This window comes from Nonomuraea basaltis (assembly GCF_005893125.1).
GTDB lineage: Bacteria > Actinomycetota > Actinomycetes > Streptosporangiales > Streptosporangiaceae > Nonomuraea > Nonomuraea basaltis.
The window spans coordinates 21,487-32,606 of record NZ_VCJS01000147.1; the positions used below are offsets into that span (position 1 = coordinate 21,487).

Consider the following 11,120-nt stretch of genomic DNA (forward strand, 5'->3'; position numbering starts at 1 on the left):
ACCCTCCGAAGACTCTTCTTCCCCCTTTGTCCGAGTCCTACCGGCCAGTAAGTATCTCCTGCCTTACGCGGATATTTCAGCTTTGTGTCACGCTGCTGGACATGGCCGGATATTCGGGTACCTTGCTGCCGCGCAAACTCGGTGTGAAACCCGGGCACCGGGTGCTGGCGATCGACGCCCCAGACGGCCTCGACCTGGGAGGACCCGAGGCGGAAGTGCACCGATCCGCGGACCGGGACCCCTACGACGTGATCCTGGTCTTCTGCCCGGACGCCGCCACGCTACACAACGCCTTCCCCGCCGCCATGGCCCTCCTGGCCAAGCACGGAGGCCTCTGGATCTGCTGGCCCAAGCGCGCCAGCAAGGTGCCCACGGACCTGTCGGAGAACCCCATCCGGGACTACGGCCTGGCCATGGGCCTGGTCGACAACAAGGTCGCCGCCATTGACGCGACCTGGTCGGGCCTGCGCTTCGTATATCGCGTTGCGGACCGCTGAGCCGCCGACGGATAATTCCATGCTTTCCGTCGGCAGACCCGTGCACGGGTCCGGACACGGTGCGTAGCCGTGCCCTCACATTCCGGAGGTGCAACACCATACCGCTCTATGCCCGGCTCGTCCGGTACGGCTTCCGCAAGCACGCCACCTACGTCTGGGCGGCGCTCGCCGGCGCGTTCACCAACAGCGTGTTCGGCGTCCTGCGCGCCTACATCCTCATCGCGCTGTGGCAGGCCCGCCCCGGGCTGGCCGGCTACGACGTGACCGACGCCGTCACCTTCTGCTTCATCACCCAGGCGTTCATCGGGCCGATGCAGCTGTTCGGCGGCGGCCTCGGCATCCCCGAGCGCATCCGCAGCGGCGACATCGCGCTCGACCTGGTCCGCCCGGCCCCGCTCCAGCTCTGGTCGCTGGCCGAGGACGTGGGCAGGGCCGCCTTCCTGTTCCTCGTCCGCGGCCTCCCGCCGATGTTCCTCGGCGCGGCCCTGTTCGGCATCGTCGTCCCTGCCGGCCCCGGCCGGTGGGCGGCGTTCCTGACCGGCTTCGCGATCGCGGTCGTGGTCAGCTTCGGCTGGCGCTACCTGGTCGCGCTGTCGGTCTGCTGGCTGGTCGACGACCGCGGCGTGGCGGTGCTGTCGATGGTCTTGACGACCTTCTTCAGCGGCATGATGGTCCCGTTGCACATCTTCCCCGGCTGGCTCGGCGACGTCGCCAAGGCGCTGCCGTGGGCGGCCATGGTCCAGCTGCCCACCGACCTCTACCTCGGCAAGGCGCCCGTCCTGGAGTCGCTGGCCCTCCAGGCGTTCTGGGCGGTGGTCCTGCTCGGGCTCGGCGCGCTCGGCACCCGGGCGATCCGCCACAAGGTGGTGATCCAGGGTGGTTAGGACATACTTCCTGCTGGCCTGGACCTGGACCCGCGCCGCGGCCGCGTACCCGGCTTCGTTCTGGCTGATGACCGTGCTCGGCTTCGTCACGGCCGCGCTCGACGTCGCCGTGATCCTGGTCGTCTTCTCCAACACCACCACCCTCGCCGGGTTCTCCCGCGACGAGGTCCTCTTCCTGTACGGCGCCTCCAGCGTGTCCTTCACCGTCTGCGACACCTTCGTCAGCAACATCGACCGGGTCAGCCAGCACATCAAGGCGGGCACGCTCGACACGTTCCTGATCAGGCCGGTGAGCGCGTGGCTGCAGCTCACCACCGACCGCTTCAACGCCAACCGGATCGGGCGGATCCTGCAGGCGGGCCTCGTGCTCGGCTACGCCATGGCCGCGCTCGACCTCGACTGGCGGCGCGCCTGGATGATCCCCGTCATGGTGATCACCGGGATGGTCATCTTCACGGCGCTGTGGACGCTGGCCGGCGCGGTGCAGTTCGCGCTGACCGACGCCCCGGAGGTGGGCAGCTCCTTCACCTACGGCAGCCACCAGCTCAGCCAATACCCGCTCAGCATCTACGGCCGCGACCTGGTCAGGGGCGTGACGTACGCGGTCCCGCTGGCCTTCATCAACTGGCAGCCCGGCCTGTACGTGCTGGGCAGGGACGATCCGTTCGGCACACCGGAGTTCATGCGCTTCCTCGGCCCGGCCGCCGCGCTGGTCCTCGCCCTGCTGGCCGCGCTGGCCTGGCGGCAGGGCATCAGGCACTACCGATCCACGGGGAGTTAGAGATGATCGAGCTCGACCGGGCGGGACGCTCGTTCAAGGTGAAGAGGAACGTCGTCCACGCCGTACGCGACCTGTCGTTCACCGTGTCGGCCGGGGAGTTCGTCGGCTACCTCGGACCGAACGGCGCCGGCAAGTCCACCACGATCAAGATGTTGTGCGGCATTCTCACGCCCACCTCGGGCCGGGTCCTCGTGGCCGGGCTGGATCCGTCGCGCCGGCGCACCACGCTGGCGCGGCGCATCGGGGTGGTGTTCGGGCAGCGTACGACGCTGTGGTGGGACCTGCCGCTGGCCGACAGCTTCGAGCTGATCCGGCTGCTCTACAAGGTCGACCGCGCCGCGTTCAGGTCGCGGCTCGGCGAGCTGACCGAGACGCTCGACCTGGGCGCGTTCATGCGTACGCCCGTGCGGCAGCTCAGCCTGGGGCAGCGCATGCGCGGCGACCTCGCGGCGGCGCTGCTGCACGCGCCCGACGTGCTGGTGCTCGACGAGCCGACGATCGGGCTCGACGTGGTCAGCAAGGCCAGCATCCGGGAGTTCCTGCAGCGGCTCAACGCCGAGCAGGGCACGACCGTGCTGCTGACCACGCACGACCTCGGCGACATCGAACGCCTGTGCCGCCGGGTGATGCTGATCGACCACGGGCGGCTGGCGTTCGACGGGACGCTGGACGACCTGATGGCCACCGCGCCCGACCAGTCCACGATCGAGGACGTCGTCACCCGGCTCTACACGGGCAGCGCGCTTCAGTAGTAGCTGCCCTCCGGCGCGGCCTCGTAGTCCTCGTCCATGTCGTCGCGCTGGCGCGACCAGCGCGACGGCATCAGCACCGGGATGAACAGCGCCACACCCAGCAGGGCGAACACGCCCGTCGTGAGCATGGCTCTGGCGCCCGCGCCGGCCTCCCTGACGATCTGGTTCACCGACTGGTCGGCCGGAATCAGGGAAAGGGCCCGGTTCGTGTCGAGCGCGTAGACGACCGTCCACGCCAGCAGGACCATCGACGGCACGAACGTCGCCAGCGGCGACACCCTGCCCGCCACCACGAGTCCGACGACCAGGCCGACCGCGGCCATCGCGCCGAGCGCGATCCACAGTTGCTGGCTGTCCGGAGCAGTCCCCGTCGCCGCACCGCCGACGGCCTGTTGCGCAGCCCAGCCGCCGCCTCCCAGCACAGCCGCCGTCACTACAAGCCCAATGAGCAAACCAGCTATGTGCCGCAACGTTCTCACCTCTATGTCAACGCGATCGGCACGACCCTAGCGACAAATGTCATAAAGCGACCAGGCCTTGCGAACTCGAGGTCTCACGAGACCCCTGCCCCGTGAGACCATGTGGCACACCCATGCGTGCCCAACTCCCCCTCAGGCTCGCGCGGACGGCCGCCTTCTCCGCCGTCTGCGTGACCCTCGCCGCGCTCGCCCACATGCTGGGCGGCGGCTCGGGGCCCGCGCCGTGGGCCGCCGGGCTGGGCCTCGCGGCGGTGGCCTGTCTGGGGCTGGCGTTGTGCGGCCGGGAGCGCTCCGCCACGACGATCAACGCCGTGCTCGTCGCGGCGCAGCTCGGACTGCACGAGCTGTTCGCGGGCGACGGCACGGCCTACGTCATGGTGCACGGGCACGGGCAGGGCCTGGCGGTCAACGCGGGCATGCTGCTCGCCCACCTGACGGCCACCCTGATCACGGGCCTGTGGCTGGCGCGCGGCGAGGCCGCGCTCTGGTCGCTGCTGCGCCGCCTCGGCCGCCGGCTCGTCCTGCTGCGGCCGGTCGCGGTGCCCGCCGTACGCCCGTACGCGCCGATCGTCCACACCCGGGTCGTCCCGATCCAGCCGGGTGTCCGGCACTGCCTGGCCAGGCGTGGTCCTCCACTTCCCGCCTGACCATCTGACACCCGTTTTTCCTCATTCAGCCAAGTGGAGTTTCGCCATGTCCTTCGTACGCCGTACCGCGACCGTGCTCGCGGCCGCCACCGCCCTCACCGCCGGCCTGGCCCTGCCCGCGCTGGCCCATGTCACCATCCAGCCGGGCACCGCCGAGCAGGGCGGGTTCACCAAGGTCGCCTTCCGGGTGCCGAACGAGCGCGACAACGCCTCGACCACCAAGATCGAAGTCTCTTTCCCCACCGACCATCCGCTGGCGTTCGTGTCGGTCAAGCCCGTGCCCGGGTGGGAGGTGAAGGTGACCGAGAGCAAGCTGCCCACGCCGGTCAAGACCGAATACGGGGAGCTGGAGGAGGCCGTCACCAAGGTCGTCTGGTCGGGCGGCAAGGTCAACCCCGGAGAGTTCCAGGAGTTCGAAGTGTCCATGGGGCAGTTGCCCAAGGACACGGACCAGTTGATGTTCCCGACGAAGCAGACGTACTCGAACGGGGAGGTGGTGGACTGGTCCGAGGCCCCGAAGGCGGACGGCACCGAGGCCGAGCACCCCGCCCCGCTGCTCAAGCTGGTCCCCGCGGCCGCTGCCGGCGCCACCCCCTCCGCATCGACCGCCCCGGCGGCCGCCGCGCCGTCGGTGGCTCCGTCCGCAGCGGACTCGTCCGCCTCTGACGGCACCGCTCGCTTCCTGGGTGGCGCCGGGCTCGCGGTCGGCATCATCGGCATCGCGACAGCCACCATCGCCCTCCGCCGCCGCCCATCCGCCTGACCCGGAGCTACAGCCGGGTCGCCTGCCAATCACGGGCACCCGGCCGGCAAGGGGCGGGCCGCGCCAGGCTAGGGAAGCTGGCGCGGCCCGTTCGCCGGGGAACCATCCCATGCCCTGGAGGTGGCCGGCGAGATCAGCGGTGGGCGGCGAACATGCACCGCAGGTGAGATATGCACCATGCGTCAAGGTCAACGAGACAGGAGTGCATCTTCTGACGGGGGAGTAGCGCCATGACTGCCGAATTAGTCAGTCCAGCAGCCGAACGGCGGAGGCGAGGTGGCGCTGCCGCTCGATCTGCCGAACCTCTACCTGTACGCCACGGCCGGCCCCGCGGTGCGGGGCCCACGCGGGCTGGTACAAATGGGGCATGAGCGGATCCGTCGGGTATCCCCCGCAGCCGAACATGCCGTCGGCCCGGCGTGTCTACAGTCGGACGTACCGTGTGTGGGCCCACGTGCTCCTGTGGACGCCGATCGCGCTCACGGTGGCCGGTGTCGTCCTCGGCTTGGGGCTGTTCGCAGCCGCTGACGCCGACCCGACGTCCAGTTCGTCCGCGCTCGGCTATCTCGGCCTCGTCGTGTGGGGCGGCCTCGCGGTCCTGTCGCCGGTCCTGCTCGGGTCGTTCATCGCCGGGCTGGTCATGCTGATCCGCACGCGCAGCTGAGGTCGCGGCGGGACGCGGCCCCGCCTCGACATGCTCCAGGCCGGCCGCCTGGACGACGTCGTGGCCCCGGAGGAATCAGATGGGAGCTGGGCCGGTGCGTGGTCGGCCCATCGAACACACCCTTGTGCGTCCTGACCGTGTACGGGGCCAGGTGCGCCGCCGACGCCGCCCAAGCGTTTTGCGCCATCCCGGCACCCGATCACAGGGTCCGACGTGCCATCGAAGGGGACGTTCCCGAGATAATGCATCCTTGGGCGGTGGCGGATATTATCTCCGCACAGCAGACCGACAGAGAAGCGGGGACACGATGAGCGCGGCAGTTCCTCGCACAGCGCAGGAGACCGTCGCCGAGTATTTGCGCTCGGAGATTCTCGCGGGACGACTTGCCGCTGGCAGCCGGCTTCAGCAGTCCGAGATCGCACAGCGCCTGGGTGTCAGCATCACGCCCGTCCGCGAAGCGTTCCGCGACCTCGTGATGGAGGGCCTCGTCGATTTCGACCGCTTCAGAGGCGCGGTCGTGCATGTCCCTTCGATCGCTGAGCTGGACGAGATCTTCATGATTCGTCAGCGACTGATCCCGCTCTCGTGCGAGCTCGGCGTTTCCCGGATAACGCCTGAAGAGCTCGACGAGTGCGAGAGCCTCATGCGACAGATCGAAGCCGCCGACGCGGTGACGTGGAGCATCCTCAACCGGCAGTTCCACCGGATCCTTGATCACGCAGCCGGCAACGGCCGACTGACGGAGATCCTCTGGCGTCTGGCCGACGTGGCAACGTTGTACATCCATCTGACGCTCGAGGACAACACCCATCGTCGCGACGATGCCGAGCGCGAGCACCGCGAGCTGCTGGATGCCTATCGGAACGGGGACGCGGCGGTCGCTACCCGCGTTCAGCTGGAGCACTTCGAGGGCACAACCCGGGCAGCGCGGGAGAAGCTGATGGAGAAGGCTGCGTCGACCGGCGGCTAGTACTTAAACACCCTCGCAACCGCACTCTACGTGAGAGTCGATGATCTCCTGAAGAGTGCGCCGGAGCTGGCTGCGTTGCGGCCGAGGGTCGGTATCGCTCCTGCGCTCAGTGATGCCGAGCTCGTGACGTTGGCGGTGCTGGCGGCGTTGCTGGGCTACCACTGTGAGCGTCGCCGGCTGCGTTACGCCCACGCCGAGCTGCGGGGGATGTTTCCCTACCTGCCCCAGCAGTCGGGCTACGGCGCTGACCGGGGCGAAGGCCGATGAGCGTCAGACGCTCCTCGGCTGGTGGCCGAGCACCCAGGCCAGACGTTCACCGGCGACCGCCAGTATTACGGCCGTGCCTTCGAGCGGGAGCTGACCGAGTGTGACCTGACCCTGTTACGCCCGGCCCGCAGGGGCGAATGCCAACGAGCCGGCGCGCATCTGTTCAAGCCGCTGCGTCAGGCGATCGAGTCGATCAACCAGACCTTCAAGGGGCGGCTCGACCTGGAACGTTCTAGTCCGAGCAAGTAACGCAGTAGAAACAGGCAAGCAACCCCGTGGAGATTGACCGCCCCCAGGATGATGCATCATGCATTCATGATCCAGGAAGAGGTAGTGACATGGTGGAACGCAGCAGGGCTCGGCTTAGTAGGTCGGCCGCGGAACTCTTTCGTGGGGCGCGCGCACGACCGCCGCAACCGCCGTGATCACCGTCGCCCTGGGTCTGTCAGCGTGCGGGTCGAGCGACTCGGCGGGCAGCGGATCGCAGGCTTCGGCAGACCCAGCAGCCTTCGTCCCGAGCGCGGGCGCCCAGGTACCTACCGTCGACCTGAAGTTTGGTATGAAGCCCTTCCCGGACTCCACCTTCTACGCCATCGGTATAAAGAGGGGCTACTTCGACGCCGTCGGCCTGAACATCGTGCCGAAGCCGTTCGGTACCGCCGTGACGCCCGACAACGTCGTCGCGCTGCTGAAGAACGGCGACGTTGACATCGTGACGATCAACGGCCCGACCATGGTCAAGTACATGGCCCAGGTGCCCGACGAGCGGATGTTCGGCTTCGGTGACACCTACGAGGCGACGTACCTGCTGGCCTCGCCGAAGTCGGGCGTCAAGTCGGCGGCCGAGCGCATCAAGGCCGGCGAAGACCCGGCCAAGGCGATCCACGACGCCATGGAGGAGGTCAAGGGCCGAGCGGTCGCGTTCAACAACACCGGCTCGCAGCGGGTCTTCCTGAACACGATCTTCAAAGAAGGCGACATGACCTTCAAAGACGTCAAGCTCACCGTGACCGACGACGCCAAGATAGTGCAGCTGGCTATGGGCGGTCAGATCGAGTTCGCCACGCCCGACGGCGCGGGTCAGAACGTCCAGCTGCTCAAGCAGGGCTGGTACCCGGTGGTGTCGGTGACCGATCTCGCGGCAGTGCCGGGCAATGAAGCCGTCGTGTCCGCCTCGCTATCGAATGAAGGCCCGGCCGCACTCAACGGCTACCTCAAGAACAACACCGAGACGGCGTTGCGGTTCCTGTCGGTGATGTACCGCATCATCGATGAGATCGAGAAGAACCCCGACTCTGCGCTCGCCGACCAGCTGCCGTACCTGAACTCGCGGAGTGGCGCGAACCTGGACGTTGAGGGACTGAAGCAAATCTACAGCGTTCATCGACCCGCTGTCGGGATTTGCCGCTCAGCCTCAATTCTGGGGTGCTACGGGTTCCAGCCCGCGGAATGCGGAGACGGTCTACGGCGCACAGGTCAAGGCTGCCCAGGACGGTGGCATCCTGCCGAGCGGCAAGACATTCAACGTGAAGGACTACTTCGTCGGCGGCGAGTACCACCAGATCATGACGAAGCTGAAGGCCGACTACGACGCACTACTGCCCAAGGCTTCCGGTCTCACTGGCGACAAGCAGACACTCGCCACCAAGGCCGCACAGTACTACGAGTGGGTTGACTACCTGGACGCGTACCGACTGCTCAAGCAGGCAACCGGTTCATGACCCCGCTCAGTATCGCGACTGGGTGGACCGGGATGTCCCGGGCCATCGAGCGCCTGCGTGCCGCCGTTCCCGCAGCGCTGGGCGTCGGGTTGTTCGTCCTTGTGTGGGAGTCGCTCAGCAGGCAGTTCGACCCCGTGCAGTTGCCGCCACCCGCCGACGTGTGGCAGGCCCTCAAGCAAGGATGGGATGACATCCCGGCGTTGGACTACGTCGGCTTCCAGACCGGTGGCATCAAGGAGGCGCTGCTCTACACCACCAAGAACGTGTTGGTCGGCGCCAGTATCGGGACGCTCGCCGGCATCGTCGTCGGCGCCGTCGTCGGCGCATTCCGGACAGCAGCTGCGGTGCTCGGGCCACCGCTCATCGTGCTCGGAGCAACACCCGTCTTGGTGATCCTGCCGTTCATCCTCATATGGTTCGGCACGAACGCCATCGCCCAGTCCTCGCTGGTCATCATGTTCACCTTCATGACCGTCGCCGCGGTGACACAGATGGCCGTATCGAATATCGGGCCGCACTACGTGCAGTTCGGCTCCTGCCTCGGAGCGAGCAAGGGATACCTGTTCCGACACGTGATCATGCCAGCGACAGGGCCGGCGGTACTCGGCGGCGTGCGGGTGTCCCTGGCCCTGGGTTGGAGCTTCGCGACTGTCTCCGAGCTGATCGGGGGACAGCACGGGGCCGGCAAGTTGATCCAGGCGATGGCGCAGTTGCAGCGCACCGACGTGGTCATCGCCGCCGTAATCGCGCTCTCGCTTGTCGCCCTGGTGATCGACGCCCTTGTCTCGGGCGCCGGCCATTGGCTGACTCGATGGCAGGAGAACTGAGATGGCACGACCTTTGTCCTCCGATACGACTGGGCCGGCGAAGGAGCATGACTGCGCCGTGGAGCCGACCCACTCCGGCCCGATCTCGGCGCCTGCCGGTGGTGGGCCGCTGGAGCCACCACCGGCGATCCATCTCGAGCAGGTCAGTAAGACCTTCCGCCTCGAGTCGGGTAAGACGGTGGAAGCCGTCCGAGGCGTCGACCTTGAGATCCCGAAGGGCGACTTTGTTTGCCTGCTCGGCCCGTCGGGACACGGCAAGTCGACCCTGCTGAACATGCTGGCCGGTTTCATGAAGCCAACTAGTGGCGTGCTGCGCGAGCTCGGTAAGCCCATCACCGGACCCGGCCCCGAGCGCGGCGTCGTCTTCCAGCGGGACACCCTGTTCCTCTGGAAGCGCGTGGAGGCGAACGTCGAGTTCGGCCTGAAGGCACGCGGCATCCCGAAGGAGAACAGGAAGCAGACCGTCCAGCACTACCTGGAACTGACCGGTCTGGAGTCGTTCGCCAAGGCATGGCCGAAACAGCTCTCGGGTGGCATGCGGCGACGCGTCGCCATCGCGATGGTGTTCGCCAACGAACCGCAGGTGCTGCTGATGGATGAGCCCTTCGTCGGCCTGGACATCGCACGTCGGGCTGATCTCTATGCAGTCCTGCAGCGCTTGCACCAGGAGTCCGGCTGCACCGTCGTGTTCATCACCCACGAGATCGACGAGGCACTCACGCTCGGCGACCGCATTCTGGTCATGGTGCGTGGACAGGTGGCGCTTGATGAACCTATTCCGCTGGCGAGGCCCCGGGGAGCCGCCGAGATCACGTCGCCAGAGGCCCAGGCACTCAAGGCGGCGGTGATCAACGCAATGAGCGGCGTCGTCACGGACGACGAACGATGAAGCCACCGGACGGCGAGCACGCCCCCAAATGGATCGCGGCGGGGCTGCTCGTGGCCATCGTGGCGGGCTGGGAGATCGCGCATCACGTCGCGGGCGACAACTTGGCCGGTACCTCGAACGTGCCTGGGTTCAAGGACATCATGGACGCCGCAAAGAACCTGTCCACCGAGTGGCGCGGCGGCTTCGGTGTCGGTCGAACGGATGAAGGAGCGCCCGAGTCATGGCGCGGTGCGATCTACGCCCTCATCTGGCATACCGGTGTCACGGGCCTCCGCATGGCCGCCGGCTATTCGCTCGGCGTCGCGGTCGGCGTTGTCCTAGCCGCACTCGTGTCGTGGAGTCCGTTCCTGCGTCGCCTGGTCTACGTACCGGCACACGCGTCACGCATGCTGCCGATTCTGGCCCTCATCCCGCTGTTCGGGCTCTGGTCCGGAAACTCAGATACCGGGGCCATCTTGTTCATCGCCTTCACCGTCTTTGTGCAGGTTTTCACCTTTGGCATCAACGCCATAGCCAACGTGGCACCGCACTACGCACAGTCGGCGCTGTCGCTCGGGGCAGGACGCCTCCGCACTTACCTCCAAGTGATCTTGCCGGCAGCGTCACCCGAGCTCGGCTCGGGTCTGTCGCTGTCGCTGGCGCTCGGCTGGAGCGCCGCGATCTCGGCTGAATTCAACGGCCAACAAAGCGGGCTGGGACACATCGCCTACCTCGCGCAGTACTTCACCCGTACCGGCACCCTCGCGTTGCTCGCCGTCATGGTGATCGCGTTGGGGGCCGTCAGTTTCTTGCTCGCCCGCGCCTTCGTTGGCCGGGCCACTCGCTGGGCCGAATAGTGGCGCTCAATCAGGTGAAAGACATCCCAGGAGTTTGAATGTCAAGCCGTAGCACTCTGAGCGCGATGCGACCAAGCGGTTGCTTCGTCATAGAGCGTGCCGGTTTTCAGGCAGCCGTGCAGGATGCCGACGAGCCGGTTGGC

At 67.2% G+C, this 11,120-nt stretch carries 13 protein-coding genes and 1 pseudogene; 13 read left to right on the forward strand and 1 reads right to left on the reverse strand.

Going from position 1 to position 11,120, the window contains the following annotated elements; genetic code table 11:
* Positions 1-101: 101 nt before the first annotated feature.
* Genes EJK15_RS45875 through EJK15_RS45890 form a run of 4 tightly spaced genes read left to right on the forward strand, consistent with a single transcriptional unit; the run spans position 102 to position 2,914 of the window.
* Positions 102-497, forward strand: coding sequence for a DUF3052 family protein (locus EJK15_RS45875; protein ID WP_138716753.1), 396 nt, complete (start codon positions 102-104; stop codon positions 495-497).
* Positions 498-556: 59 nt separating this feature from the next.
* Complete coding sequence (locus EJK15_RS76675; protein ID WP_276615499.1) at positions 557-1,381, forward strand: ABC transporter permease; 825 nt, start codon at positions 557-559, stop codon at positions 1,379-1,381.
* Entirely contained in the window at positions 1,374-2,162 is a 789-nt protein-coding gene (locus EJK15_RS45885; RefSeq protein WP_138716754.1) for an ABC transporter permease, read from the forward strand. Before EJK15_RS76675 ends, EJK15_RS45885 begins: the two co-directional genes overlap by 8 nt.
* A gap of 2 nt (positions 2,163-2,164) precedes the next feature.
* Positions 2,165-2,914: an ABC transporter ATP-binding protein gene (locus EJK15_RS45890; protein ID WP_138716755.1), complete on the forward strand. Its 750-nt coding sequence runs from the start codon at positions 2,165-2,167 to the stop codon at positions 2,912-2,914.
* On the opposite strand, the gene EJK15_RS45895 is transcribed toward EJK15_RS45890, so the two are convergent.
* Positions 2,908-3,348: a hypothetical protein gene (locus tag EJK15_RS45895; protein ID WP_240777642.1), complete on the reverse strand. Its 441-nt coding sequence runs from the start codon at positions 3,346-3,348 to the stop codon at positions 2,908-2,910. The genes EJK15_RS45890 and EJK15_RS45895 overlap by 7 nt on opposite strands.
* Before the next feature lie 158 nt (positions 3,349-3,506).
* Between EJK15_RS45895 and EJK15_RS45900 the strand changes: the two genes are divergently transcribed.
* From EJK15_RS45900 to EJK15_RS45940, 9 genes and pseudogenes are all read left to right on the forward strand, one after another.
* Positions 3,507-4,040 carry an MFS transporter gene (locus tag EJK15_RS45900; RefSeq protein WP_138716757.1) on the forward strand — a complete coding sequence of 178 codons (534 nt, stop codon included), beginning with the start codon at positions 3,507-3,509 and terminating at the stop codon, positions 4,038-4,040.
* Between the two features lie 46 nt (positions 4,041-4,086).
* A complete protein-coding gene (locus EJK15_RS45905) occupies positions 4,087-4,803 on the forward strand; it encodes a YcnI family copper-binding membrane protein (protein ID WP_138716758.1) in 717 nt (238 codons plus the stop codon).
* 367 nt (positions 4,804-5,170) lie between these two features.
* Entirely contained in the window at positions 5,171-5,467 is a 297-nt protein-coding gene (locus EJK15_RS45910) for a hypothetical protein (RefSeq protein WP_138716759.1), read from the forward strand.
* Positions 5,468-5,774: 307 nt separating this feature from the next.
* Positions 5,775-6,437, forward strand: a complete 663-nt coding sequence (locus EJK15_RS45915; RefSeq protein WP_171074918.1) for a GntR family transcriptional regulator — start codon at positions 5,775-5,777, stop codon at positions 6,435-6,437.
* A 30-nt stretch (positions 6,438-6,467) separates the two neighbouring features.
* A pseudogene (locus tag EJK15_RS77940) lies at positions 6,468-6,935 on the forward strand (IS982 family transposase); the annotation flags it as partial.
* A gap of 190 nt (positions 6,936-7,125) precedes the next feature.
* Complete coding sequence (locus tag EJK15_RS45925) at positions 7,126-8,379, forward strand: ABC transporter substrate-binding protein (RefSeq protein WP_138716761.1); 1,254 nt, start codon at positions 7,126-7,128, stop codon at positions 8,377-8,379.
* 78 nt (positions 8,380-8,457) lie between these two features.
* A complete protein-coding gene (locus tag EJK15_RS45930; RefSeq protein ID WP_171074919.1) occupies positions 8,458-9,252 on the forward strand; it encodes an ABC transporter permease in 795 nt (264 codons plus the stop codon).
* Positions 9,253-9,310: 58 nt separating this feature from the next.
* Positions 9,311-10,141, forward strand: a complete 831-nt coding sequence (locus tag EJK15_RS45935) for an ABC transporter ATP-binding protein (RefSeq protein WP_171074920.1) — start codon at positions 9,311-9,313, stop codon at positions 10,139-10,141.
* Complete coding sequence (locus EJK15_RS45940) at positions 10,138-10,977, forward strand: ABC transporter permease (RefSeq protein WP_138716764.1); 840 nt, start codon at positions 10,138-10,140, stop codon at positions 10,975-10,977. Before EJK15_RS45935 ends, EJK15_RS45940 begins: the two co-directional genes overlap by 4 nt.
* Positions 10,978-11,120: the final 143 nt, after the last annotated feature.